At 61.0% G+C, this 25314-nt stretch carries 22 protein-coding genes and 5 pseudogenes; 2 read left to right on the top strand and 25 right to left on the bottom strand.

Features of this window, described 5'->3' with window-relative positions; genetic code table 11:
• Positions 1–63: 63 nt before the first annotated feature.
• Both rsmG and LRX76_RS14115 read right to left on the bottom strand, forming a co-directional pair.
• The gene (gene rsmG, locus LRX76_RS14120; RefSeq protein ID WP_231806265.1) at positions 64–708 is read right to left on the bottom strand and encodes a 16S rRNA (guanine(527)-N(7))-methyltransferase RsmG; all 645 of its coding nucleotides are present in this window, start codon (positions 706–708) and stop codon (positions 64–66) included.
• Positions 709–898: 190 nt separating this feature from the next.
• The gene (locus LRX76_RS14115) at positions 899–1504 is read right to left on the bottom strand and encodes a 4'-phosphopantetheinyl transferase superfamily protein (protein WP_231806264.1); all 606 of its coding nucleotides are present in this window, start codon (positions 1502–1504) and stop codon (positions 899–901) included.
• 130 nt (positions 1505–1634) lie between these two features.
• On the opposite strand from LRX76_RS14115, the gene LRX76_RS14110 reads away from it, so the two are divergent.
• Entirely contained in the window at positions 1635–1886 is a 252-nt protein-coding gene (locus LRX76_RS14110; protein ID WP_231806263.1) for a GlsB/YeaQ/YmgE family stress response membrane protein, read from the top strand.
• Positions 1887–2005: 119 nt separating this feature from the next.
• On the opposite strand, the gene LRX76_RS14105 is transcribed toward LRX76_RS14110, so the two are convergent.
• The 4 genes and pseudogenes from LRX76_RS14105 to LRX76_RS14090 all read right to left on the bottom strand — a co-directional run bounded on the left by LRX76_RS14105 (position 2006) and on the right by LRX76_RS14090 (position 5831).
• The gene (locus tag LRX76_RS14105; protein ID WP_231806262.1) at positions 2006–2410 is read right to left on the bottom strand and encodes a GFA family protein; all 405 of its coding nucleotides are present in this window, start codon (positions 2408–2410) and stop codon (positions 2006–2008) included.
• A 22-nt stretch (positions 2411–2432) separates the two neighbouring features.
• Positions 2433–3203 (bottom strand): exodeoxyribonuclease III, encoded by a 771-nt coding sequence (xth, locus tag LRX76_RS14100; RefSeq protein ID WP_231806261.1) that lies wholly within the window; start codon positions 3201–3203, stop codon positions 2433–2435.
• Between the two features lie 415 nt (positions 3204–3618).
• Positions 3619–4614 (bottom strand): DUF6708 domain-containing protein, encoded by a 996-nt coding sequence (locus tag LRX76_RS14095; protein WP_231806260.1) that lies wholly within the window; start codon positions 4612–4614, stop codon positions 3619–3621.
• Positions 4615–4743: 129 nt separating this feature from the next.
• Positions 4744–5831 (bottom strand): annotated as a pseudogene (locus tag LRX76_RS14090) (IS3 family transposase).
• Positions 5832–5899: 68 nt separating this feature from the next.
• Between LRX76_RS14090 and LRX76_RS14085 the strand changes: the two are divergent.
• Positions 5900–6349 (top strand): annotated as a pseudogene (locus tag LRX76_RS14085) (integrase core domain-containing protein); the annotation flags it as partial.
• Here the strand turns inward: LRX76_RS14085 and LRX76_RS14080 are convergent.
• The 19 genes and pseudogenes from LRX76_RS14080 to LRX76_RS13990 form a co-directional block, all read right to left on the bottom strand.
• Positions 6346–7077 (bottom strand): putative type VI secretion system effector, encoded by a 732-nt coding sequence (locus LRX76_RS14080; RefSeq protein WP_231806259.1) that lies wholly within the window; start codon positions 7075–7077, stop codon positions 6346–6348. The pseudogene LRX76_RS14085 and the gene LRX76_RS14080 overlap by 4 nt on opposite strands.
• A 263-nt stretch (positions 7078–7340) precedes the next feature.
• Positions 7341–7505, bottom strand: coding sequence for a hypothetical protein (locus tag LRX76_RS14075; RefSeq protein WP_231806258.1), 165 nt, complete (start codon positions 7503–7505; stop codon positions 7341–7343).
• Positions 7506–8279: a DUF6708 domain-containing protein gene (locus LRX76_RS14070; RefSeq protein ID WP_231806257.1), complete on the bottom strand. Its 774-nt coding sequence runs from the start codon at positions 8277–8279 to the stop codon at positions 7506–7508.
• A gap of 287 nt (positions 8280–8566) precedes the next feature.
• Complete coding sequence (locus LRX76_RS14065; RefSeq protein ID WP_231806256.1) at positions 8567–9664, bottom strand: DUF6708 domain-containing protein; 1098 nt, start codon at positions 9662–9664, stop codon at positions 8567–8569.
• Positions 9665–9786: 122 nt separating this feature from the next.
• Entirely contained in the window at positions 9787–10176 is a 390-nt protein-coding gene (locus LRX76_RS14060) for a hypothetical protein (RefSeq protein WP_231806255.1), read from the bottom strand.
• Positions 10177–10254: 78 nt separating this feature from the next.
• Positions 10255–11202, bottom strand: a complete 948-nt coding sequence (locus tag LRX76_RS14055; RefSeq protein ID WP_231806254.1) for a DUF6708 domain-containing protein — start codon at positions 11200–11202, stop codon at positions 10255–10257.
• Entirely contained in the window at positions 11202–11792 is a 591-nt protein-coding gene (locus LRX76_RS14050; protein ID WP_231806349.1) for a hypothetical protein, read from the bottom strand. The genes LRX76_RS14055 and LRX76_RS14050 overlap by 1 nt, the downstream gene beginning before the upstream one ends.
• A 13-nt stretch (positions 11793–11805) precedes the next feature.
• Positions 11806–11955: pseudogene (locus LRX76_RS14045) on the bottom strand (endonuclease/exonuclease/phosphatase family protein); the annotation flags it as partial.
• Positions 11956–12177: 222 nt separating this feature from the next.
• Entirely contained in the window at positions 12178–13122 is a 945-nt protein-coding gene (locus LRX76_RS14040) for a DUF6708 domain-containing protein (RefSeq protein WP_231806253.1), read from the bottom strand.
• Complete coding sequence (locus LRX76_RS14035) at positions 13122–15707, bottom strand: T6SS effector BTH_I2691 family protein (protein ID WP_231806252.1); 2586 nt, start codon at positions 15705–15707, stop codon at positions 13122–13124. The genes LRX76_RS14040 and LRX76_RS14035 overlap by 1 nt, the downstream gene beginning before the upstream one ends.
• On the bottom strand, positions 15707–16558 hold the full coding sequence (locus LRX76_RS14030) for a DUF4123 domain-containing protein (RefSeq protein WP_231806251.1): 852 nt from the start codon (positions 16556–16558) through the stop codon (positions 15707–15709). The genes LRX76_RS14035 and LRX76_RS14030 overlap by 1 nt, the downstream gene beginning before the upstream one ends.
• Positions 16559–16588: 30 nt before the next feature.
• Positions 16589–18523: pseudogene (locus LRX76_RS14025) on the bottom strand (DUF2345 domain-containing protein); the annotation flags it as partial.
• Positions 18524–18610: 87 nt separating this feature from the next.
• Positions 18611–19567: a DUF6708 domain-containing protein gene (locus LRX76_RS14020; protein ID WP_231806249.1), complete on the bottom strand. Its 957-nt coding sequence runs from the start codon at positions 19565–19567 to the stop codon at positions 18611–18613.
• Positions 19568–20633: 1066 nt separating this feature from the next.
• A pseudogene (locus tag LRX76_RS14015) lies at positions 20634–21424 on the bottom strand (IS3 family transposase); the annotation flags it as partial.
• 44 nt (positions 21425–21468) lie between these two features.
• Positions 21469–22050 carry a hypothetical protein gene (locus LRX76_RS14010; protein WP_231806248.1) on the bottom strand — a complete coding sequence of 194 codons (582 nt, stop codon included), beginning with the start codon at positions 22048–22050 and terminating at the stop codon, positions 21469–21471.
• A 6-nt stretch (positions 22051–22056) separates the two neighbouring features.
• Positions 22057–23091 carry a DUF6708 domain-containing protein gene (locus LRX76_RS14005; RefSeq protein ID WP_231806247.1) on the bottom strand — a complete coding sequence of 345 codons (1035 nt, stop codon included), beginning with the start codon at positions 23089–23091 and terminating at the stop codon, positions 22057–22059.
• Between the two features lies 1 nt (position 23092).
• Positions 23093–23380 carry a hypothetical protein gene (locus LRX76_RS14000; RefSeq protein ID WP_231806246.1) on the bottom strand — a complete coding sequence of 96 codons (288 nt, stop codon included), beginning with the start codon at positions 23378–23380 and terminating at the stop codon, positions 23093–23095.
• A gap of 6 nt (positions 23381–23386) precedes the next feature.
• Positions 23387–24427: a DUF6708 domain-containing protein gene (locus LRX76_RS13995; RefSeq protein WP_231806245.1), complete on the bottom strand. Its 1041-nt coding sequence runs from the start codon at positions 24425–24427 to the stop codon at positions 23387–23389.
• 1 nt (position 24428) lies between these two features.
• Positions 24429–25314: hypothetical protein (locus tag LRX76_RS13990; protein WP_231806244.1), on the bottom strand; the 886-nt coding region annotated here is incomplete at its 5' end.

Genomic DNA, 25314 nt, shown 5'->3' with positions numbered 1-25314 from the left:
TCCCGGAGCCCGCACACCGCGCGCACCGGCCGCGTCGGGCCTGGTCCTCGCGCCGCCTCGGGCTCAGCCCTGCTTGCGCACCACCACCAGGTGGCGCTCGCCGTCCAGGCCCGGCACCCGCAGCGGATGTACCGCCTGCAGCGTCCAGCCGGGCGGCAGCGCGGCGATCTCCTCGTGCGGGTGCACGCCCTTCATCGCCAGCAGGCTGCCGCCCGGGCGCAGCAGGTGGCCGCCGACGCCGATGATCCCGGCCAGGGTGTCGAGCGCGCGCGCGGTGAGATGGTCGTAGGCGGCCGGTTCGTCCAGTGCCTCGGCGCGCGACTCGGCCACGCGGGCGTTGCCCAGACCGAGCTGGCGCACCGCCTCGCGCAGGAACCGCGCCTTCTTGCCGTTGCTCTCCACCAGCGTGACCTGCAGCCGCGGCCGCGCGATCGCCAGCGGGATGCCCGGCAGGCCGGGGCCGGTGCCGAGGTCGGCCAGGGTGCCGGCCGCGACGAACGGCTGCATCGCCAGCGAATCGAGCAGGTGGCGGGTGACCATCTGCCGCGGGTCGCGGATCGCGGTGAGGTTGTAGGTGCGGTTCCAGCGCTCCAGCAGCGCCAGGTAGGCCAACAGCGACGGCGCCAGCGCGGCCGGGTCCAGGCCCAGCGCGCGCAGGCCGTGGTCGAGGTCGGTCGCCACCTCGGCGGGAAGGGAAGCGGTAGTCATCGGGCGATTATCGCAGGCCGGCGCACCGGGGCGGCGCACCTTGCGCACGGGCTAAGACGACCGACCGGGTGATGGCGGCGATGCCGCGACCGCTCCATGTCCGGGGTTCCTCCATCCACCCGTCGGGCCGGCAGGAGAAGGGGGAGTCGTTCGTCGGCATGGAGGCAGCCAGGCCGCGCCGGCCGGTTGTTCAGATCGAATACCACGCCAGCGCGGCGCGATAGCCGGGTGCCGCCAGCCATTCGTGCAGGTGCCACTGCCCGGCGCGTCCCAGCGCCGGATCGCACCAGCGCAGCCGCAGGCCCTGCGGACCATCGGCGAAGGCCAGCCGGTGCAGGCCGAAGGAAATGCCGTGCCCGTGCGCCTTCAGCAGCGCCTCCTTGGCGCACCACAGGCGGAAGAACAACAGCTCGCGCGCCTGGCCGGACGGCGCATCGTCGAGCGCGGCGACCTCGTCTGCATGGAAGTAGCGGCGAGCGATCTCCAGCATCCGCGGCCGCGCGCGGATGCGCTCCAGGTCCACGCCCAGGCGGACGTTCTCGCCCAGCGCCACCAGCAGCTGGTCGCCGCTATGGCTCCAGCCGGTGCCATAGCGAGCGAAGGGCTGGTCCAGCCACGGCCGCCCGCGCTCCTCGCGCCGCACCGGCACGGCGGCGGCGTCCACCTGCAGGGCCGCCGACAGCAACTGCCGCGCCTGCGGCTCGCCGCGATCGCCTGGACGGTGCGAGCGGCGCCACACCCGCACCGGACCGAACCGCCAGTCGTCCCCGGGACATGTCTCGCATGCCGGCTGCATTCACGCCTCCTCCACCAAATCGAACATCGATACAGGCGCGGCCAGGCTGTTACACGGGCATTTCACGGGCGACCGTCTTGAATATCGCTGCAGCACCGATCCGGGTGCCTGACGCGAAGGAGAACTCAACATGGGCATCATCATCTGGCTGATCGTGGGCGGCATCGTCGGCTGGCTCGCCAGCATCATCATGCGCCGCGACGCGCAACAAGGCATCATCCTCAACATCGTGGTCGGCATCATCGGCGCGCTGATCGCCGGCTGGCTGTTCGGTGGCGGCATCAACGAGGCGATCACCATCCGCACGTTCCTGTTCTCGCTGATCGGCGCGGTGATCCTGTTGGCCATCGTCAACCTGTTCACACGAAAGAGCGTGCGCTGAGCCCCTTGCGCGCCACGCCCAACCAAGCCCGGCTCCAGCCGGGCTTTTTCATGACGCACATCCCCGTGCGTCACCCTGCGGGCGGCTTCGCCGTGAAAAATGATCGTCCTGCCGTTCCTTCATGTCCGGTCGGCAGGATGGTGGACGCCATCCTCGACCGGAATCGCCACTTCCAGCGCATACGGGTTCACCCCGTCCAGGCAGCCGACGTTGTAACCGTACTGTTGCGGGTTCGAACGACGGCGATGGTGGGTATAGATGCCACATCGGCCACAGAACCAGTGCTCGGCGGTGAACGTGTTGAACTGGTACAGGCGCAGCGCGTCCTCGCCCTGCAGCACCCGCAGCCCGGCCAGCGGCACCGAGGCGACGATCGCACCGCGGCGACGGCACAGCGAGCAATCGCAGCGACGCGGATCGACGATGCCGTCGGGCAACTGCAGTTCGATTACCACGGTTCCGCAGTGACAGCGCAGCATATGCACCGGTCCAACCGGGGTACCGGCCACCTCGCGCACGGCCACGGATGCAGGTCCGGCCATTGCCTCAGCTTCCCAGCCGCACCCAGGCCGGCGCATGGTCGCTGGGCCGCTCCCAGGTGCGCGGCTCGCGGTCGATGCCGGCCTCGGCCGCCACGGGCCGAAGCGCGTCGGACACCAGCGTCAGGTCGATGCGCAGGCCGAGGTCGCGGCGGAACCCGGCGGCGCGGTAGTCCCACCAGCTGAAGATGCCCGCCTCCTGGTTGTGCAGGCGGAAGGCGTCGTGCAGCCCCAGCGCCTGCAGCCTGCCCAGCGCCGCGCGCTCGGCGGTGGAGGTGAGGATGTGGTCCTCGTTCCACACCAGCGGATCGTGGACGTCGCGCGCGTCCGGGGCGATGTTGAAATCGCCCAGCACCACCAGCTTCGGATGGCGGTTCAACTCCTCGCCCAGCCAGCCGTGCACCGCATCGAGCCAGCGCAGCTTGTAGGCGTACTTGTCCGTGCCTACGTCCTGGCCATTGACCACGTACAGGTTGACGATGCGAACGTCGCCCACGGTGGCGGCGATCACCCGCCTCTGCTCGTCGTCGAACCCGGGAATGCCGACCTGCACGTCCTGCGCCGGCTCGCGCGACAGGATCGCCACGCCATTGTAGGTCTTCTGCCCGGCGAACACGCTGCGATAGCCCAGTCCGGCCAGCACCGCATCGGGAAACCGCGCATCTTCCAGCTTGGTTTCCTGCAACCCCACCACGTCCGGCGCGAAGCCGCGCAGCCACTGCTCCAGGTGCGGCAGGCGCACGTTGAGCGAATTGACGTTCCAGCTGGCGATTTTCATGGCAGGCGCGGCCATGGGCTTGCATGCGACCCGGTCATGTCGTGTTTCCTCGTCGATCGATCCATCCCGCGAACGCGCGGGATTCAGGCGCGGGGATCATCGCATATGAGGACGTCTGCCCGGATCACCGCATGCCGGCTGCCTTCGCGCCAGCCCTGCTCGTAAGCCACAGATCACTAGCAGGTCCCGGACAGTTTCGTATTGAGTAGCGTACTGCCATTGCGCATCGTCCAGATGAGGTGGAATGGCGGCGCCGGCGCCATGAGTGTCCGGTAGGCAGTCATAGGTATGCAGCCTGGCACGCTTTCAATCCGTGCATGCCCAGCGCGGCCTGTGATGTCACCGAACAAGATGCCCATCGTCGCGCGGCCCGTCGTCGCCTGTTCCTTGCCCTTCTGCTTACGCTGCCGTGTCGTCACTTCCAATGCTGCCGACTACGGAAGCGCTCCTCGGCCCGCTTGTAGATGGCCCTGTCTTCCGCAAACTCGGCCATGAACGAGGGTTCGGGCAATTGATACGGGTCGTCCGGGGCGATCGCACATTCGGCCTCAATATCTGCTGGGAAAACAGGCTTGCGGCAGCTCTGGAAGGTCAGCCAGCGGCTCAGCGCCAGTGCTCCGTAGACCGGAAACAAAAGATTGAACCGCAATGGGAACAACGTCGTCCCCATCAGCATGCAAACGAACATCCAGCAGTTGTGCAGCGTGTCCTTCAGCGAAAGTGTGATCACACGGTCACGCTCGTCGTCGTAGCAGTGTTCCGGTCCCTGCTCCATGTAGCGGCGAATCAACTCCCACTCTTCGCGGACATAATTCTCGTGCGGCCAGAAGTGGCCGACGGTGAAGGTCTGTAACACCTGCCGGTTTGGGTCCAGAAGGTGGCAGCGCAGGTCACGTAGATGCTTGTTCTGGCCGCCGTGACCGACGTGGAAATAAACGTTCGCATCTCCCCACGGCACCGTCACCACGCCACCGGGGCCGTTGTGGCGGAAGAAGTGAACCTTGCGGGTCCTGCGATTGAAGCGGATAGGGTAATAGGTGTACTGGAACAGGTCTTTGCGGAGATGAATGTGCCACACAAAAAATGGAAATCCGACCAGGGGAACAGCCAATACAACCAACCCTAGTATGGAACCCCAAACATCATCGTCCATCCCCATTAAAAATCCAGCCATATAAATAAAAAATAAGAAAAAAAATTCACAAAAAACAAAAGAAAGCAGAGTTGCCGCCATCCCCTTAACTTTAAATGTCCTATCCACGAATTCGACGTATGTCGAATTGAGCCGAGTCATGCCGACGGCATCATCCGGACTGAAATTCTGCGGCTTGTCGTAGGCCAGATGGCTCTGCCGCTCGTCATCATTCAGACTGCGACCATACTTGAAGGGCGGATACCAGCCAGTCAACATATCAGGCAGCCCCAAATGCCTTAGTGGCTTCTGCCTGCGATTCCAGATCGCCGAACTTGCCTGTTTTGTTGTTTCCGAAGTGCATCGCCCGGTAATCCCCCCCTTTTTTAGCAGTTACCAAAAGTGGACCTATGCGGCCATTGCCAACTTCTGCATCGGCGTGATGCTGCCTGGCGCCATGTTCGGGCGCTCATGGTTGTAAGTCCATAGCCAGCGCATGGCCTTGTCCTGCACCTGCTCGATGGTGTCGAACAGGGTGTGGGCCAGCCAGGCGTAGCGAACCGTGCGGTTGTAACGTTCAACGTAGGCGTTCTGTTGTGGCTTGCCCGGCTGGATGTGCTCGATGCGGATGCCGTTGCGTTCTGCCCACGCCAGCAGTGCTCCGCTGATGTATCCGGGCCCGTTATCACAGCGAATGACGCGCGGCTTGCCGCGCCACTCGATGACCTGCTCCAACGATCGGATCACCCGGGCAGATGGCAGCGACAGGTCAACCTCGATCGCCAGCCCCTCGCAATTGAAGTCATCCAGGACGTTTAACAACCGGAAGCTGCGACCATCGGCCAACTGGTCGTGCATGAAGTCCATCGACCAGACCTTGTTGATCGATTCCGGTACCGCCAGCGGTTCGGGCTCCTCGCGCACAAGTCGCTTCTTCGGTTTGATCCGCAGGTTCAACTCCAACTCCCGGTAGATCCGGTACACCCGCTTGTGGTTCCAGCCAAAGCCCTTCACGTTACGCAGGTACAGGAAGCAAAGGCCGAAGCCCCAGTCGCGATACGTCGTCGTCAATCGCACCAGCCAGTCCGCGATCCGGGCGCCCTCGTCCGAAGCCTTGGCCTGGTACCGATAGCAGCTCTCAATCACCTCGAAGGTCTGGCAGGCGTGCCGGATGTTCGTGCGTCCGACTTCGATCGCTGTTCGGGCCATCTCCCGACGTTGAGATGGGCTCACCATTTTTTTGACAGGGCTTACTTCAACAAGGTCGGCGCTGAGCTGCGCGTCGGCATACATCTTCTTCAGACGCCGGTTCTCCTCCTCGAGTTCCTTCATCCGCGCGACCATGGACACCTCCATGCCGCCGAACTTGCTGCCACTTGTAGAACGTCGCCGAGCTGATGCCGTGCTCGCGGCACAGTTCGGGCACGGGCGTGCCGCCTTCGGCTTGCTTGAGCACGGCGATGATCTGGGCTATCGGTAAAACGGGAATTCTTCATGGAACCTCATCGGGAAAGCGTACGAGAAAATTCCACTTCTGGCGTCAGCTAATCTGGAGGGGATTACCGAGGGAGCGGCCTTCCTGCAGGCGGTGATCAAGGTCTTTCCTTACCAGATCCATACCGTGCTCACCGATAACGGCATGGCCTTCGCCGATCTTCCCAAAAACCGCCAAGGACCCAGCCGCCACTTTCTGGGACCGCACATCTTTGACCGTGTCTGCATCGCCAGTGGAATCGAACACCGACTGACCAAACCCTATCACCCGTGGACTAATGGCCAAGCCGAACGGATGAACCGCACGATCAAGGACGCCACGATCAAGACGTACCGCTACGACGATCTGCAAAGCTTGAAAAACCATGTCCTGGCCTTCGTCACCGCCTACAATTTCGCCAAGCACCTCAAAACCCTACGGTGGCGAACGCCCTACCAGGCCATTTGCGAGGCCTGGACCAAAGACCCATCGATCTTCAAGATCGACCCGCACCACCTCATCCCGGGACCAAACACCTAGTACCTAAAGTAACTATCTCCCATCGCTGGCGGATCATTCGGCTTGCGCTTGGCCTTGGTGATCTTGCGCAAATTGATGTTGCCTACGTCTTTCCAGCCCAGCGTTGTAAATATCTGCTCGGCCATATTTACAAAAGGAAGAAAGCGACGGCCAATTCGATATCCAAGCCATGCGAACATCAAGAAAACACCTAGAATTGTCCCTCCTCCACCCTTCAAGATGGCATCAAGCCCTATATCATCCCCGAATACATAAAAACACAAAAACATGATTAGTATCAATAAGCCTATAGCTGCTGCCATCCCCATAGAAAGAGCAACAACATTTCTCCAGTGTGCTTTACTACCGGATGAGACATGAGGATAAAGCGCAATTATTTTATTGGCCGGATCAAGCACAGCAAACCCAGTAGACCCTTTTAGTGAAGCCTCTGCCACCACTTGGACGGCGTCGCCTTCTTTGAACGGCCAGTTCCATAACAACGCTTCCACATACTCTCCATCCAGATCAAAGCTGACCTTCGTCACTGGCTCACGTGTTTCTTCCGTGGACATAGCCGCCATACCCGCCGCCATGCTCCCCAAGCCCATTGCGGCGGCCAAAGCGCCTGTGGCCGCCATGCTCTCCCGATCACCTGTACGAAAGAACACCTCCGCAGTGGTGTTCTCCAACTTGAGGTTACGGATGGTTCCACTCAGCACTCGGATTTCTGGCTTCTGGCTCTGCATTATTCATTCCACAACATTTGGAGGGGCGGGCAGTCACTTCGCCCCAGCACGTATGCAGGCGCAGCAGGCGATCATGCTGCCCAAGCACAGCCTGCAGGCACACCAACACGATGTAGACCGGATTGATGGTAGACCGGATTGATGTGTACTTCTTGGCTTCCAGGCCGGAGCCTCCCCCCTTGTCGGCGCCCGGTCGAATGCAGCCCGTGCCAATTATTCCGGGATCGAGACGTTGCGCCGGATCCCAGCCTGCGCGGTCCGCGTCAGCTCGATATTCCAGACATCAGCGCCGAAATCAATTTCGATAAGCCCCAGCCCACCACGCCCAATCCCACCACAAAGCAGATCACTGGCCAGATACCTTCCTGGAAGTTGAACTTCACGTTGTCGCGCCGGTCGCGTCGATAACGATCGTTCGGATCGACCACTTACTGTGCCTCGATCCCGGCCGGCCACACCGGCACCTTGCTCGTGTACATCGCGATCCAGCGACCAAGCACCGCAACCGACCAGATAGGCGCCGCCAGCAACTGTAGAAACGGCCACTTCGCCACCTCCCCGAAGGTGACGATGATTCCGAACCAGCCCCCTTCTCGCCGCCTGTCTACGGAGAGACAGATGTCGCTATACCGCCAGTTCTGCTCTACGCCATCAGGCTCTTCCATGTACCGACGACCCCAGATGCCCGCAACACTCTCCTTCCTCCCCATGTAGCAATACGCCAGCGTAAACGTATCCAGAACCGTGTTGCGGTCCTTGCCCATGACATGCGCGCATACGTCATAGGTCTTGCCATAGGCCGGAATCTGGCTCTCGCCAACGCAGAAATACAACTTGTCCCAATCCGCTTCCAAGATGCTTCCATCTGGACGGAAGGCATGGACCCTGCGCGTCTTGCGGTTCAACCGGATGGGATAGTGCGTCTGGCGGAAGGCTTCGAGACGGAAGCCGTACCAAGCAACCCCCAAAGCAGCCCCAACTCCTCCTCCTGAACCAATCAGCATGCCGATCCATGCTAAAGGCTCTTTATAAGCCTGATTCTCAAGAAGCATCAGCGGGGAAAAACGATAACCAACAGCACAGATGGAATCGACATCATGATCGCAAACACTACCGACCAACCCTTCGGCGCGTACCAACGATCCACCAATTCCATTATGCCAACGGCTATACGGGCTGCGCTGCCACTCGTCGAAGCTCATCACTGTTTGTCCCGCGCGCCTCAGCTGTTCCTGCGGACTCATGCTGCTCGTGGTATCCCCCAGCGCGAGCTAGTCCACCAGGATATGGATATCGTTCAGCCCGCGTGTCCCGGGGCCGCGCGCCCGTGTTACTCGCCGGCGGCCCGCAGACTGGTTGCGCCTGCGTGCACGCAGGCGGTCGCGGTCCAGCCGGTCCAACTCCGGGTTGGCGCGCACCATCCGATCCACCAAATCCTCGATGGCATCGTTCAGGCGGCCGCGCAGTTGGGTAGCCCCTGCATCCTTTTTTAGGCTGGCTGAGATGCAACACCCCGGCTTTCCAGCGTCGCTTCACGCAATCGTGCCCCAATCTCCGGGCCATAGTCCTCGGCCACGGTCGTCTTGGGGACCGGCTTGCCGGGCAGCCCCGCCTCCTCGATCACCTTGGGCCAGCGCGCCCGGTAACACAGCATCATCGACAGCCAATGGCAGACGAAGTGCAGCGCCATCACCGGCAGCAGCGCGATGCCCCAGACCAGGGAGAACGCACCGCCCCCCCGACCCACCATCGGCATCAGGAAGCTAAGGACCTCGCGCAGCGATAGTGCGGGCGAGGCCCACAACGGCCGCAGCCGCTTGGGTTTGGGCACCGCCTGTGGCCCCTCCTGCATGTAGCGACGGATGAACTCCCACAACCCAACCACCTTGCGGTTACCGTCCATCGGCTCGCCCAGCATGGCGAACTCGTCGAACCCGGCACCGTTCAGCTCGCTGGGCCATGCCAACAGCAGGGGCATACCGATCATCTGTTCATCGGGTCGGTTCGGATCGATCCCCGCAGCCGTAACCTCCCAGGGGAATATGATGATGCCACCGGCGTACTTGGGCCGGTTGATATACACCTGCCGCGTAACGCGGTTGAAGCGCACGACAATATGGCGTTGTGTGAAAACCTCTAGCCGGAATATATATCTTAAGAATTTTATTCCTAGAAATAAAGCCAAACCAGCCAAAGCGACCATAAATATCATAAAAAATACAAGACTATCTATTTCCCACTCCACCCCAAGCATGAGGTCTCGGGCAGGCATGTAGATTCCAAGCCACAACAAGAAAGAAACCAACCCCAAATACATAAGGAAGGCAAACGTGATCAGGCCCCGCTTTTCTTCCTGCGCGGCACCCCGTACATCAATGTATCTATCGTTGAAAGAATAAAGCGCATAGGCATCATCGGGCTCAATCCCGGTAGGTTTGTCAAACGCTGCTCCCTCCTCTGCCAACTTGCTCAGGTCCAGACCATTGCCGCCACATCTGTCGGACTTGCGCTGAGCCGCCTTCTTCTTCTCGGCCGCTGTCTGCGGCATCAGCCGCCCCTTCCAGATGCCCCATTCGAGAAAGTACATCAGCCCGCTCCCGCTGCACGCAAGACCTTCATCAGCTCCATCATCTCCTTGGCAGCATCCTCGTAGCCATCACCGCTCTTGTCTTTGCGAAATACACTTTCTCTCACCATTCCTCGTAGTCGTCACGCGTCAACATCAAGATCAACGCCGTCACCGCCAATCCGACCCAGCCCAAGCGAGCCGACCAGATTCTGAAACTCGCCCCAAAGTATCTCGTTCGCCGCCAAACGTGCGAACAATCCTGTCAACAGCTCGAGACTCTTGCGCCAAAGCGGATTAACGGCCTTCGACAAGAGGTGCTCTAAGAATGGAACACTTTCCGCTGCCCCGATAGAGAGACTCATCGTGGCCACCCGCACCCAGGCCCAGGCACTGCCACGGCCGGGTGCGTTGTCCTCGCCCGCCGGATGCGCCTGCCCGCTGCTGGCATCGCTGCCGCGCTGCCGCGGGAACTGCACCTTGATGCAGTTGTCGCGGTCGGCCAGCGCGGGTTCGCCGTCGCTGACCACCACGGCGCTCTGCGTGCCGTGTACTCGCGGGCGCGCTAGAACACCTCAGCGCAATTCGGACGGGTAACGAAGCATAGCGCCTCAACGCAGTTCGGGCGGGTTGATCCGCGCATCGATGCGCACCGGATCGTCCGGATCGACCATATTTACCGCTTCTATTTCCGACGGCCATTGCGGCACCTTGCTCAGGCGCATCGCTACCCAGCGGCCTAAAGAGGATACTGCAATAATCGGCGACCCAATCATTCCGATAACAGCTCCGATAGCACTGCCATGGCGAAAGTGCGAGGCCAGCACTTCATAGCCCACATGGAACGACTCGCGCTTCCCATCTACTGGAAGCGCCTGTTTGACGTACGGCGCTACAGCCTCGGTCCCCTCTTCCATGTAGCGTCGGAAAAACTCCCAGTGTGCCCGTAACACTTTCAGCGTGTCAGGGTTCATCAAGGTATTGATTGAACCCAGCGCAAAGGTCTCCTTTACCGTCTCGCCATCATTGCCCAGCACATGTCCTCGGATCTCCCAGAAACGGGCATCGTGATCCAGGGTGAAAAATAGCTCCTTCCACGGCACGCTCAACACGCTGCCATTCTTGCGGAACACATGCACCGTCTGCGTCTTGCGGTTAAGCCGGATCGGGTAGTGCGTGTAGTAGGCCCATTCGAAGCGCCCTAAAAACCAAGCAACCGTAGAAACAAGGCCAAAAACACTTGCAAAAAATAGCCCGAAATAAAATCCTATGCTGTCGCCCGCATTTAGCTTACCAATCGCCGCAATAATGAAAGCCAATGATGCCACCAACGGAATCACCCCTCCCACTGTGAACATAAAAGCGGCCCACCCCCTCCACCCATAATACTTATCTACCACCTCCAGATACGTAGAATTAAGTTTGATCACTATTAGGTCTGGATAAGGCGTTACCCCCTCTAGCTGTTCGCCTTGGCGCAGGTGATATTTACGGTCCTGTTCCGTCAACGGCCGGTTCACCGGGAACGGACGGCCGGGTATCATGCCTTGGTAATGCATCAACCCCCCACCGCCAACTTGAACTCGTTCTGTTCGATCTCCATGTCATCGTAACGTTCGCTTTCCAGCTGCCCCCATAGGCAACGATCCAGCCAAGCATGCAGGGCATTGTCGCCCCAGACCATGATAGCGATCATTACGAGCACAACGAGAACGAAGAATATGCCGGTCCAGAACATAGAGCCCACCAAGATAGCGAAGGAAAGCCCAGCACCCGTTACCGCAGAAAATGAAAAAAACGTGACCATTCTATAATTTCCTCTTTTATATTCTTTCCAGGACCTCCATGCATCCACCCCAGCCATTAAGAAGCCTGCAATAGCCGTAAGTCCGCGACCTATAAGTGCAATCGTATTGCCTACTGCAGCAAATCGCGCCAACTTCGGCTTCGCATTGCCCAGCTTCTCCATCTGCTTGCCGCCCAGCTCCAGCGCCCCGCCCAGCAGCCCCGTGCCCGCCGTCCATAGCCTCACCCACGACTCCTCCCGCTCGTGTCGCAGGCTCTGCGTAGCCTGTTCGTACACCTTCCCCAGCGCCACCGCCGACAACAACGAACCCGCCAGCCCCACCCGAAGGTCGGTATCGATCACACCGCGCCAGTTCACCAGCTTGTCCGCAAGAAACGGGAAACCGCGCGTCTTCCAGCTTGGTTTCCTGCAGCCCCACCACGTCCGGCGCGAAGCCGCGCAGCCACTGCTCCAGGTGCGGCAGGCGCACGTTGAGCGAATTGACATTCCAGCTGGCGATCTTCATGGCCGATGCGCCCACTGGATTGCATTCGACCCGGTCATAGTCGTGTCTCCTCGTCGGTCGATCCTGCAAACGTGCAGGATTCGGGCGCGGGGACCATCGCATACGAGGCCGACCGCCCGAACTGCGCCCTCAGCCATTGGCTGCGCTGAGCCGGCAGCAGCTGGCGCGCGTCACCTTGGCCATGTCAATGAAACAACATTGCCGGCGATCAGAATTACAAGGTCAGCGTAGCTCCGGAGGATTGATCCGCGCATCGATCCGCACCGGATCGTCGGGATCGACCACATTCACCGCTTCGATTTCCGAAGGCCACTTCGGCAGTTTGCTCAGCCGCATCGCTACCCAGCGACCTAATGAGGCCAGCACCAACAGCGGCCACATCACTACATACATCAAAAAGCCTAGTGTCGTCGTCGTATCCCTGAAATGCGACATGAGGCACTCATATCCCACTCGAAAGGACTCGCGCTTACCATCCACTGGCATCGCCCATTTCACATAATTGACCACCGCCTCTGGACCTTCGGCCATGTAGCGACGGAAAAACTCCCAGTGAGAGTTTAATTTACGCATACCCTCACGATTGTTGATACTACTCACACCCAAAACTAATGTCTCTTTTACCGTCTCGCTGTCACCGCCGAGCACATGCCCTCGGATCTCCCAGAACCGTGCGTCGTGATCCAGGGTGAAGAATATATCCTTCCACGGTACGCTCAATACACTGCCATTCTTGCGGAATACGTGTACCGTCTGCGTCTTGCGATTCAGACGGATCGGATAGTGCGTGTAGTAGGCCCATTCAAACCTAAAAGCCAAGAACACTCCGATAGCACCAGACAACAAAATCAAGGAAATCGCTCCACCTAGATACGCAATCGACTTCCCTTCGATAAATTTCTCTACGGATGAGTAACCGAACAAGATACCAATCACACTGAACAAAGTCACTAGCGCAAACGCCCAGAAAGTCAGGTAGCCTTTCCATCCATAGTATTTGTCCACCACTTCCAGATACGTCGAATTGAGCTTGACCACAATCAGATCCGGATACGGCGTCACACCCTCCAGCCGCTCGTCCTGGTGCAGATGATACTTGCGGTCCTGTTCCGTCAATGGCCGGTTCACCGGGAACGGCCGGCCTGGAATGATCCCTTGGTAATGCATCAGCTGCTCACCGCCAGCTTGAACTCGTTCTGCTCAGTGCTCATGTCCTTGTAGCGCTCGTTCTTCAGCTGCCCCCACAGGCAGCGATCCAGCCAGGCATGCAACGCACTGTCGCCCCAGACCATGATGGCGATCGCAACGAGCACCACGAGAACGAAAAATATGCCGGTCCAGAACAGCGAACTAAAAATAATGGCTATGGTTAGGCCAGCACCTGACAAACCTGACAGGGCATAAAAAGTCGTCATCTTGATGTTTTCCCTTTGAAGCTCCTTCCTTGCCCTCCAAAAATCCACCCCGGCCATAAAAAACCCTGCAACGGCCGTAAGCGCTCGCCCAAAAACAGCTATTCGCTCTCCGATGACCACCCACCGCGCCAACCTCGGCTTGGCATTGCCCAGCTTCTCCGCCTGCTTGCCCCCCAGCTCCAGCGCACCGCCCAGCAACCCCGCCCCCGCCGTCCAGAACCTTACCCACGACTCCTCGCGCTCGTGCCGCATGCTCTGCGTCGCCTGCTCGTACACCTTCGACAGCGCCACCGCCGACAGCAGCGATCCGGCAAGTCCTACCCGCAGGTCGGTATCCATCACTGCGCGCCAGTTCACCAGCCTGTTCGTAATGAATCCATCGCGCTGCGTACGATAACGCGCCGCCGGCACCAGGCTCCCATCCTGCCGCACACCGATGAAGCCGATGTCCGCGCGCCGCTGCTCCGTATCCAGCCCGAAAATCCGCAGCCGCTTCAGTTCCGAGTGGATCGCCTGGTAGCGCGGCCTCTGGCCCGTCGCGCTTTCCATGGCCGCCATCACCTCTCGTACCAACTGCCCCGACGTCTTTCCCGCCAGCGTCACCTTCGCCAATGGAACCCGCCCCGCCGCCCCCCAAGCCACCAGACCGTACAGCTTCACCGGCCCATCCACCGCCTTGCCCAGCAGCTTGGCCACCGGGCCCAGCGTCTCCTTGATCAGCGTCGCCATCCACACGTTCACCACGCTGCCTCCGGCCACGCTCTCGGCACTGCCGTACAGACCGAATAGCTGGTCCCACGGTAGTTCGTCGTACTTGACCTGCCCGGCCTCCTCCGCCGCCTTGGCCACCCCCTCCGCCAGACGATCCTGATTGAGCGCGTATGCTCGTAGCAACAGGTTGGACTTCTCGCGCGGGTCACCTTCCAGCCACTTCCCGTACAACTGCGCCTGCGGCGCCTTGTCCTGGGTATCGGCGATGCACGACAGCAAGGCACCAAGGTAGCCTGCACCGCTGCGCTCGTCGGCGGTATCGTAGTTGCACTCCAGGTGCACTTGCAGCTTGGTCGATTCCAGCAGTTTCAAATGGGCGGCGGCCAACGGCGCGATCACCGTTTCGTCCAGTACCTTCAGTTCCTGGTCGCATCGCGACTGGAAGGCGCTTCTGCCTTGCTCGTCGTATCGCTCCTGGTACCCTTCCGATGCCCATGCCTGCCTGCCGATACGGTCCAGCCGATCGGCCGTGAGCACCATCTGATCGGCTTCCTCGCGCAACTCCCACCCGGCCCCGGCCCCACCGCGAAGATCCGCGTAGTCGGCCATCCAACGCTGGCTGTTGCGCGACCGCTCGGTATTCTCAATCGCTTGCAGCACCGCCTGATGCTCCACTGCACCGCGCAGTTGCATGATCGCCGCCGAGGCCGCCATCGGCCGCACGCGCTCGGGCCGGGTCATGAACGCCTCCAGCCGGTCGTTCATCAATGCCGCCACTTCAGCAGTGATCCCCACCGGATCGTCCAACGCCACCATCGCATACGGGTGCTCGGGCACTGGCGCATCCGGGGTGGCGCCCCACAATACGCCCGCAAAATCGTTGCGCGCATGCGCCGAAAAATCGTATGGGGAGAACACGAACGCCGGCTGCGGCACCACCTGTACCGCAGCCATGTCGGTCACGCCCGGCCGCGTGCTATTGCGCCCGGCTTCGGCGCGGTCCTGGTACGACGGCGCCACCGCTTCCAGGGCGTACTCCCCCACCCGCTCGAATACCTCCTTCAACGCCAACACATGCCGCTGCGCCTGCTGCCCCTTGCTCCTGTACCACGCCCCCACATCGATGCAGCGCATGTGCCGGGCCCGGTAGCTCGCGTCCTCGTGCTGCGCCTTGACCGCCTCGGTCCACTGTGTGTCGCTATGCGCCAGCCACAGCTTGCCCGCACGGGCCGCATTCTTGACCTGGATGCACCGCGACAACGACCGTGGCGCCGTTCGGCTGCACAGCGCCGGTGAGGTTTCCTTGTCGCCCGCGCTGGGGCCATCGTCGATGTCGAACACGTACAATGCCCCGCCAGGGGTCACCTCGTAGGCCGACCATTCCCGCCGCGCCTCGTCGTATACGTACAGGTAGCCACCACGCAACAGCCGCAGGGTGTAATGCGCCTGCTCCGTCCCCAGTCCCGGGTACGGCGAAGCGTCGAACGGCGCCGACAGGCGCGGCGCGCGCTTGTCGGCGGGAACGTCCTCGCCGGCCCACGCCAGCGCATAGCGCAGCGGCAGGATCGGCAAGCCCACCACGGTGCATACCGGACATTGATGCGGAGCGGTTTGATCTACGCTCATCAGACATACCTCGACGAATGATCGACTTCATGTGCCGCGCTGTGCGGTCCGGATTCTTCGCTGTCGGCCAGTCCACGCACCAACGACTGCTCGCCCGATTGCGCCAGGCGGATGGCATCGCGGACATAGGGCCGATCGGGCCACTGCGGGCCGTAACGTTCCACACCGAGCGCGTACCGGCAAGCGTCGTCGCGGTCGGCCATGCCCAGCGACAACGCTTCGCGCACGGACGCATCGACACGCTCGGCCAGTGCGCGATAGTCCTGGGGCACCCGTCCCTCCCGCCACAGGCGCTTCAGGCAGAGGTTGAGCGCTGGCAACCGATGCAGAGCTGCCCATTGCTCCCCACTCAGCATGGTGGGCATGGGCTTTTTCGCCGGAGCCGGCTTGTGCAGCGTGCGCCATTGGCCGGCCAACCCATCGAACCAGGTCCACGCATCTACAGGCCCCAGCAACTGCCGTATCTGCGCGCCGTTGAGCAACCAGTCCAGGCGCGCAAAGACCCGTGGATCGTGGAACCGCAGCAAGAAACGCTGACCCTGTGGCGTCGCCACGATCTGGCGCGCACTGAAATGCGCTACCAACGTCTCTTGCCTCTGCCCGCTCCGCAACAAGGCGCTGAACAGCGGCGCTCGATTGCCTCGCAGCCATTGTTCGCTACGCATCAACAGGTCGGCACGCTTGTCCAGGCTCAACGCATTCAACGCGACGACCTGCGGCAAGGTCTCCGGCTTGGCTGAAAATGAGCGGGGCCTCAGCGATTCGGCCGGCAAATCTCGCCATTGTTCCGGTTCCAGTTGCGTTGGATTGACCAACGCATACTCGAACTCTAGGAATTCCCGATGATCCATGTGGTGAGGGATGCTTCTTTGCATTGGGAATCACCCTAGGGGCACCAGTGCCGCACCTTCGTTCTCGGCCTGCTGGGCAGTGAATCCGCAGAATTCCGGCTTTGCCTCCCCGAACACAGGCACCTCGCCACTGGCGCTCTGCGCCCCCGCCAACTCCTTCTTGCTGGCCTTGAACTCAACCGTCCCCGGCGCGCCCAGTTCGATGTTGCCGCCTTCGATGCGGATGTAGGCACCGGCCGCGGTGGCCAGCAGGTGCTTGTTCGGCGCGGCGATCTCCACGCCGGCCTCGGTGCTGGCGATGCGCACGTTGGTCTTCGCCGCCAGCTTGGCTACGTTGCGGTGCGCACGTGCGCTGACCTTGCCCTGCGCGGCGTGCAGGGCGATGCCGCGCTCCTGGGTCGGGCTGCCGCTGGCCGCTTCGCTGCCCTGGGTGTAGAGCACCAGCCCGCCCGCCACCGCCAGGGTCAGCTGGCCCTGGCTCAGCCAGTTCAGCGCGGTGCCCGCGGTCAGTACCGTCTGCGTGCCCGATACCCAGCCCTGGTCGGCTGGGGTCAGGCTCATCACCCCGGCCTGGCCGCTGCCCAGCAGTACCGGCGCGCTCCAGCCCGGCGCCTGGCCGTCGCCGCCGGCGATCGCGCCGGCCGCGCTGCCCTGCTGCGTCGCCTGCAGGCTCTCGTGCAGCGCCGCCCATGAGGTATCGGCCGGCAACGCCTGCGGCTCCTCGGGCAGCTGCGCCTGCTGCCCGCGCGCGGCCTCGGCCAGCGCCTGCAGCAGTTGCTGGCCCTCGGCCAGCTGCGCCTGCGCCTGCTCGGCGCTGAGCTGCTGGCGGCCGCCCTCGCTGCTCAGCAGCAGGCCCTGGCCGGCACGTACGGTGCCGCGTGCCTGGGTGGACAGTTCCGTGCCGTAGCCGCGCTCGCCCTCGCGCACGTTGTCCTGGCCGCCTTTCAGGTGGCCCAGCGTCAGCGTGCTCTGCTGCTGCGTGGTCGACAGCTGCGCGCGGCCCTGTCCGGGGGTGTCGTCCAGCCGCAGCTGCTGGTAGCCGCCGCTGCCGTCCTGGCTGTGCGCCAGCGCCTGGCTCTTGAACCCGGTGAACACCGCGGCATGCTCGTTGCCGTCGAACCACGACGGCGCGTTGCCGGTGGCCCCGGCACCACCGCCGCCGACCTGGTTATGCGCCGCATCGGCCTGGCCGCGGCCGTTGTAGACGCTGCCAACCACCACCGGCCGGTCGATGTCGCCCTCCAGGAACGCCACCAGCACTTCCTGGCCCTTGCGCGGCAGCATCACCCCGCCCCAGTTGTCGCCGGCCCACGGCGTGGCCACCCGCATCCAGGTCCAGGCGCTGCCGCGGCCCGGCGCGTTGTCCTCGCCGGCGGGATGCGCCTGCGCGCTGCTGGCGTCGGCGCCACGCTGCCAAGGGAACTGCACCTTGATGCGGTTATCGCGGTCGGCCAGCAGCGGCTCGCCGTCGCTGACCACCACCGCGCTCTGCGTGCCCTGCACGCTCGGCCGGGGATGCAGGCGCAGGCCGTGGCCGTCCTCGGTCTGCGGGCGGTAGGCCTGCGCCGCCGGCAGCGCTTCGAACACGTTCTCGTAGAAATCGGGCGCTTCGGCATCCATCTGCGGCGCCTGCTGCCAGCCGGCCAGCGTCGAGGGCAGCGGCGCGCCGGGACCGGCCACCGCGCCCAGCGCCTGCTCCAGCGCGTCGAATACCTCGGCGCCGAGGTTGTTGCGGGCGCGGTGCCACACCCGCAGGCAGGTGTAGCCATCGTCCCCAGCCTGTGGGTGCTGGGTCAGTACGAAGCGCCCGCCCGCCGCCAGTTGCCGCCAGCTGCCCTCGCCCTGGATGGTGTGCGTGCGCAGCTGCTGCGCCTCCAGCTGCTGGCGGGCATGGCGCTCGCCGGTGGCCGCGTCCGGCCAGGCATACGGGCCGGCGGTGTCCACGTCCTCGGCGGCCAGTTCGCCGGGGGCCGGCACCTGCGCTTCGACCGGGCGCCGGTCCAGGCTATCGTGATCGGCACCCAGTCCGGCTGGCGCTGGTGCCCGCGCCCACTAGCCCTTCCGGGGCGGCAGGAAGCTGGTGCGGGTCGCGTCCCTGGCCTGCGGGGGCGGCGGCGGGACATGGGCCAGCGCCTCCACCTGCTCCTCGCTCAGCGCCGGGCCGCCCAGGGTCGCCAACACCTCCTCCGGGAACGCGATCAGGTCGCGCCCCTTCTTCGGCTTGCGCAGCGCCTCCCCCGGTTGGATCGCCGGGCCATCCTCTTCCATGTAGCGGCGGATATGCTCGTACAGCCGCCACAGCTGCTCGTCCTCGTACCAGCCCAGGTAGCCGATCGCCGCGCGTGCGCATGGAATCTTCGGGTCGTCCGCCGAGGATGCCCACAACTCCAGCCGATAGGAATCGCGCACGGTCTCGCCCATGAACTGCACGAACTTGTAGCTGCGGGCCTGCACCGCCTCCCACGGCACCGTCACCGGCGCTTCGAATCCGGGCATGACCCAGAACTTCCAGAACGGGTGGAAGCGGATCTGCGAGAACGTCACCTGTTGCGTCTTGCGGTTGAAGAGGATCGGCTGATCTTTGGGGAGATAATAGCGACTTTTAAGAAGATGAAATGATCCAGCAGAGAAAAATAAAAAAGCTGGTAGCGATATAGCCCAATCAATAGTATGACCAAAGAAAATAGAATATATGCTCACCCACAGTGCAAATATGGATACCGCTAATATCACCCATCCGCCAAATCCCACATCACCCCGCTCTGGCCCAGTTCCCATTACACTACCAACGCTGATCGCATCCGGGTACACCGCCAGCAATGCTTCGCAGGTGCTCGCCCGCTCGTGCACGGGCACGCTCTTGTCCTGTGGCGCAACTCGGTGCGGCTTCCCTCCGAGGATGCTCTTGCGTTGCTGCTCGCTCAGCTTGAACAGCGGCTCGCCGCCCTCCCACTCCGGCAGTAGCACCCGGTAATCCGGGTTATTCGGCATCCCTTTCGCGTCGCTCATCCGCTCATTACCCTTGAAGTATCTGCTGCACTAGCACCTGTCGGTCCGCATCGGCCTCATTGAGGGTCACTTCTACCTGACCGCTCTGGAAACGGGTTCCATCCACCTCCATCGTGATCAACACCAGATCGTTCTGGCTCTCGTCCAGACGCGGCATATCCATGCCCGGCAGCTGTGCCTCGACCTTGCCCACGCCATCGATATAACTGTAGACGGTCGCGGAAACATTCTTCCGATCGGTCAGCGCCAGGGTCAATGCGTAATGCAACAACGGTCGCAGTCCCTGCGGCAACCAAAGCCGTACTTCTGCCGACTGCGTCCATATCCGCTCCTGCTCCCCCCCCAATATCGGCAGGGTGTCCGCGGCCGCGGCCGACGCCCCCAGCGTCTTGATCCAGGAGGTCGAAAATTCGAATTCGACCTTGATGCCCAGCAGCAGTTTGTTGAGCTCCTCCTGCTCGCGCTGCGAACTGTTCCACTTGTACTTCTGGTTCGCATTTCCCCAGATGCTCTTGGATGCCCATTCCTCTGTCGGCGTATCTTGCAGCAAAAGCGCTATGTAACCAACCAGCATACCTAGTCCAACAAGGATCAGACCCCAACCTGTCCAGGAGATACTCAGGGCACCAGCAGTCGCCACGGAGGCACCTCCTGCAAAGGTTGCACTTGCCCCCATCCACACCGCAGCTGCCGCACCAAGAAATATGAATCCCTGAATGACATATGCAATTGCCGCATCATTATCCTTAGTTTCTAAACTTTTATAGCTCGCTATTGCAGCCAATCCAACATCAATCAGTACAGCCACCGCAGATATACGCCCCGCCGCCAGTTTCAAATATCTAGCGCGCGAGCCTCCCCCATTGACATTTCTAATTCTCTCGAGCTCAGAATACACCGATTCGCCGATTTCCAGTGACGCCGCTACCAGACCCATACCCGACCCGGCCAAGCCTGCTACCGCCATCTGACGCTCCTTCTCGGTACCGTAAGTCAGCATGTTCGCCGCCTTGGACAGCGACAGCAGTTGCAGCACCGCACCCGCCGAGTTCAATACCAGCGTCCCCTTGCCGCGCCACTCGATGACCTGCTCCAACGATCGGATCACCCGGGCAGATGGCAGCGACAGGTCAACCTCGATCGCCAGCCCCTCGCGATTGAAGTCATCCAGGACGTTGAACAACCGGAAGCTGCGACCATCGGCCAACTGGTCGTGCATGAAGTCCATCGACCAGACCTGGTTGATCGATTCCGGTACCGCCAGCGGGTCGGGCTTCTCGCGTACCAGGCGCTTCTTCGGTTTGATCCGCAGGTTCAACTCCAACTCCCGGTAGATCCGGCACACCCGCTTGTGGCTCCAGCCAAAGCCCTTCACGTTGCGCAGGTACAGGAAGCACAGGCCGAAGCCCCAGTCGCGATACGTCGTCGTCAATCGCACCAGCCAGTCCACGATCCGGGCGTTCTCGTCCGAAGCCTTGGCCTGATAGCCGAAGCAGGTCTCGCTCACCGCAAAGGTCTGACAGGCGTGCCGGATGTTCATGCGTCCTTCTACAACTGCTGCTTGGGCCATCTCCCGACGTTGAGATGGCCTCACCATTTTTTTGACAGGGCTTACTTCAACAGGTCGGCGCTGAGCTGCGCGTCGGCATACATCTTCTTCAGACGCCGGTTCTCCTCCTCCAGCTCCTTCATCCGCACGACCATGGACACCTCCATGCCGCCGAACTTGCTGCGCCACTTGTAGAACGTCGCCGAGCTGATGCCGTGCTCGCGGCACAGTTCGGGCACGGGCGTGCCGCCTTCGGCTTGCTTGAGCACGGCGATGATCTGGCTGTCGGTAAAACGGGACTTCTTCATGGAACCTCCTCGGGAAAGCGTACGAGAAAATTCCACTTCCGGCGTCAGCTAATCTGTGGGGGTGGGGGGGGATTACCAAGCACGCTGCCCACATAACGCTCCACAAAAACGGCAATGCGGCTTCCGGCCGTGGACGCACTCTCCGACCACTTGCCCACCGTCTCACCCAGCGTCCCTGCCAGCGCCGCCATTCCCGCGCTGTAGCGCCAGCGGTTCTCGTTGTGCTCGTGCGCCATGCTCTTGTCCACGTCCTCGGCCAGCTTGCTCAGCGCCACCAGTTGCAAGATGCCTGTCGCCACGCCCAGGCCTGCCGAGCGCGGCATCAGCCTGCGCCATCGCAACTGGGTCAGCCGTTGCCTGTCCAGTTCCGTGAGTACCGATGACTCAGCAAAATGTCGCGCACCCCCCTGCGCGTCCACGCCTGGAAAATCCTGCACTACCTGCGGATCGGCCATGATCAGGTAACGGTACTGGCCCGTTCCCTGCACCGGCGAACCGTAGATCCCCGCCTTGCGCATCTGGATGTCGATCGCGCGGTTCAGATCGACCAACTCTGCCACCTTGGGATTCAAGGCCGCCATCCGCGCAGTGAGCTCGGCGATCGCGTTGGCCTTCTCAGAAATCAATCATTCCTACAACTGGAAAAGCGCCCAGGTGATCAGGCTAACAAATACTCCGACACCGAGTACTGTACAAAGCAGCGGGCACCACCACTCCCACCAACCCAAGGGGCCGTTGTCACGCCATGTCAACACGTAAGGATCATCCACTTCCACTGTGTTGGCATCTTCCACTTCCTTCGGCCAGCGGGGCTGCTTGCTCGTCCACATCGCAAACATGCGGCCCACTGCGTTCAATCCCAGAGGAATACACAATAGAAATTGTGTCCATGGATAGGGCCAACTGGGAGCGAACGTGCGGACAATCGACCAGCGCCACCCCTCCTTACGGCCATCGAGTGGCATCAGCAAGCTGTGCTTTAGTTGACGATAAGTACGCTCCACGCCATCCGTTGCCTCCATATAGGTCTGCAGAAAAGCCCAGAATTTGTCCATCGAATGTTTGTCGCCAGGGAAGGTGTACCCCAGCGAGAACGATTCGCGCACCGTTACTCCATCCTTGTCCAGCACATGCGCGCGTAGATCGTAGGTCGTGCCGGCTATCGGGCTTTTGGCTTCCCCACGCACGATGAACAGCTCGTCCCACGGTACCGTCAGCACGGTGCTATCCTGTCGGAAGACATACACCTGCCGCGTCTTGCGGTTCAGCCGCATCGGATAGTGAGTCCAGCGCCAGGATTCGGTTCGAATCATAAATACACCCGAACACCCAATGGCAAGAAAGACCGGTACAGCTATAACGCATCCGATGGCATTGGCAGCACTGAACCCGTGCGGAGAGAAATATACTGCACACAATAAAATAGGAGGGAACAGGAAACCCACTAACGCCAAGAAAGCACCAACCCATACACTAAATCCAGTCACTGGATACCAGCGATCGATCAATTCAATGTAAGTTCCATTCAGCCTTACGACTGAAAGGAAGTCCATGGGTTGCGCGCTGCCAGTCTCATTTTGATGGTAATGTAAGGCCCACTCGTTATCTGTTAAAGGACGATTTACTGGATAACGAATATTACGAAAATCACGACCTGCGTAATCCATATCAACCCTCCAGCGCAAGGTCGAGTTCTTTCAATTCTTTCTCCGAATCGGAGTAGCGATCCCGCGCAGGAAACTTCCCGAAATAACACCGCTCCATCCAGTCCTGAAGCTTGTTGTCTTTGAAAATTCCGATAAATACCGCAATCACTACAACAAGAGCCACAAGCACAATCCCTACCCCAGTAGCAGCCGCACCTCCGAGGAGAGCCACGCCCCATCCTGAGAAAGGGAATATGGCCGCCATCCGCGCGGTGAGCTCGGTGGTCGCATTGGCCTTCTCAGAAATCAATCATTCCTACAACTGGAACAGCATCCAGGCGATCACGCCAACATACAACCCGACACCCAACACAGTGCAGATTGACGGCCATCCGAGTTCCCACCAACCTAAGGGACCGTTGTCACGCCATGTCAACACGTAAGGATCATCAGCTTCCACTGTGTTGGCATCTTCCACTTCTTTCGGCCAGCGGGGCCGTTTGCTCGTCCTCATCGCAAACATCCGGCCCACTGCATTCAATCCCAAAAATGGCGCACCCAGGAATTGCAACCATGGCCAATGTGCCGCCGACATGAAGCTTCGTGCGATGCTCCAGCGCCAACCTTCCTTGCGACCGTCCAGCGGCGCCAAGTAGCCATTCTTCTTTAGATGCCGATAAGTGCGCTCCGCTCCATCCTGAGCTTCCATGTAGGGCTGCAGGAAAGCCCAGAACTTGTCCATCGAATGCTCATCCCCTGGGAAGGCGTATCCCAGCGAAAACGATTCACGCACCGTTATCCCATCCTTATCCAGCACGTGCGCGCGCAGGTCGTAGGTCGTGCCGGCTATCGGATTCTTTGCTTCGCCACGCACGATGAACAGATCGTCCCACGGCACCGTCAGCACAGTGCCATCCTGTCGAAAGACATACACCTGCCGCGTCTTGCGGTTCAGCCGCATCGGATAATGGGTCCAGCGCCAGGACTCGGTTCTAATCAACCACCATCCACCCCATATGAGTGCAAGCGCAATCGGCATAAAAACTAACAACATAAACCATAGCGCTCCACGTTGGTCAGTCACAGGAGCCCAGAAAAACGCCCAAACGATGATGGACGACAAGAACGCACTTACGCCTATGACACAACCCCCAAGCCAGACGTTAAAGCCCTTTATGGGATACCAGCGATCCACTAGATCAATGTAGCTGCTGTTCACTCCAATTACGGAGAGAAAATCCATCGGCTGCGCAGCTTTTTCCTCACCTTGGCGATACTGTAAAGATCTTTCTTTATCCGTCAATGGACGATTGACAGGATAACGGATGTTCCGATAGTCAAGCCCGGCGTAATCCATATCAACCTTCCAGTGCAATGTTGAGTTCTTCGAGCTCCTGCTCGGGATCGGAATAGCGATCCTTCGACGCGAACTTCCCGAAGTAGCATCGCTCCATCCAATCCTGAATTTTATTATCCTTAAAAATTTCGATCAATATTGCAATTGCTATAACGAGTACCACCAAAAAGATCCCCACGCCCGTAGCCGCAGCCCCGAAAATCAGCGCGCCCAAATTAGAAAATGCTACCAACGCCACAACCGATCCCAAAGCCGATCCGATATATAACGCTCCTATCCACACATTGTTTTCATTAATTTCTTGGTATCCCCTGATTCCATCCCACACTGCCATCACGGCACCAGCGCCAATACCGATCCCCTTGCCGATCACACGAAGCACGCTGCCCACATAACGCTCCACAAAAACGGCAATGCGGCTTCCGGCCGTGGACGCACTCTCCGACCACTTGCCCACCGTCTCGCCCAGCGTCCCTGCCAGCGCCGCCATTCCCGCGCTGTAGCGCCAGCGGTTCTCGTTGTGCTCGTGCGCCATGCTCTTGTCCACGTCCTCGGCCAGCTTGCTCAGCGCCACCAGTTGCAAGATGCCTGTCGCCACGCCCAGGCCTGCCGAGCGCGGCATCAGCCTGCGCCATCGCAACTGGGTCAGCCGTTGCCTGTCCAGTTCCGTGAGTACCGATGACTCAGCAAAATGTCGCGCACCCCCCTGCGCGTCCACGCCTGGAAAATCCTGCACTACCTGCGGATCGGCCATGATCAGGTAACGGTACTGGCCCGTTCCCTGCACCGGCGAACCGTAGATCCCCGCCTTGCGCATCTGGATGTCGATCGCGCGGTTCAGATCGACCAACTCTGCCACCTTGGGATTCAAGGCCGCCATCCGCGCA

It is taken from the genome of Stenotrophomonas sp. MMGLT7, from assembly GCF_021168555.1.
Classification (GTDB): domain Bacteria; phylum Pseudomonadota; class Gammaproteobacteria; order Xanthomonadales; family Xanthomonadaceae; genus MMGLT7.
The sequence above is the reverse complement of the archived record's forward strand: the minus strand, read 5'-3'. Positions and strand labels throughout refer to the sequence as shown.

Coding starts and splice junctions, on each gene's coding strand:
- rsmG (WP_231806265.1), bottom strand. CDS start 708: ATGACTACCGCTTCCCTTCCCGCCGAGGTGGCGACCGACCTCGACCAC.
- LRX76_RS14115 (WP_231806264.1), bottom strand. CDS start 1,504: ATGCAGCCGGCATGCGAGACATGTCCCGGGGACGACTGGCGGTTCGGT.
- LRX76_RS14110 (WP_231806263.1), top strand. CDS start 1,635: ATGGGCATCATCATCTGGCTGATCGTGGGCGGCATCGTCGGCTGGCTC.
- xth (WP_231806261.1), bottom strand. CDS start 3,203: ATGAAAATCGCCAGCTGGAACGTCAATTCGCTCAACGTGCGCCTGCCG.
- LRX76_RS14095 (WP_231806260.1), bottom strand. CDS start 4,614: ATGTTGACTGGCTGGTATCCGCCCTTCAAGTATGGTCGCAGTCTGAAT.
- LRX76_RS14080 (WP_231806259.1), bottom strand. CDS start 7,077: ATGCAGAGCCAGAAGCCAGAAATCCGAGTGCTGAGTGGAACCATCCGT.
- LRX76_RS14070 (WP_231806257.1), bottom strand. CDS start 8,279: ATGAGCTTCGACGAGTGGCAGCGCAGCCCGTATAGCCGTTGGCATAAT.
- LRX76_RS14065 (WP_231806256.1), bottom strand. CDS start 9,664: ATGTACTTTCTCGAATGGGGCATCTGGAAGGGGCGGCTGATGCCGCAG.
- LRX76_RS14055 (WP_231806254.1), bottom strand. CDS start 11,202: ATGCATTACCAAGGCATGATACCCGGCCGTCCGTTCCCGGTGAACCGG.
- LRX76_RS14040 (WP_231806253.1), bottom strand. CDS start 13,122: ATGCATTACCAAGGGATCATTCCAGGCCGGCCGTTCCCGGTGAACCGG.
- LRX76_RS14035 (WP_231806252.1), bottom strand. CDS start 15,707: ATGAGCGTAGATCAAACCGCTCCGCATCAATGTCCGGTATGCACCGTG.
- LRX76_RS14030 (WP_231806251.1), bottom strand. CDS start 16,558: ATGGATCATCGGGAATTCCTAGAGTTCGAGTATGCGTTGGTCAATCCA.
- LRX76_RS14020 (WP_231806249.1), bottom strand. CDS start 19,567: ATGAGCGACGCGAAAGGGATGCCGAATAACCCGGATTACCGGGTGCTA.
- LRX76_RS14005 (WP_231806247.1), bottom strand. CDS start 23,091: ATGGATTACGCAGGTCGTGATTTTCGTAATATTCGTTATCCAGTAAAT.
- LRX76_RS13995 (WP_231806245.1), bottom strand. CDS start 24,427: ATGGATTACGCCGGGCTTGACTATCGGAACATCCGTTATCCTGTCAAT.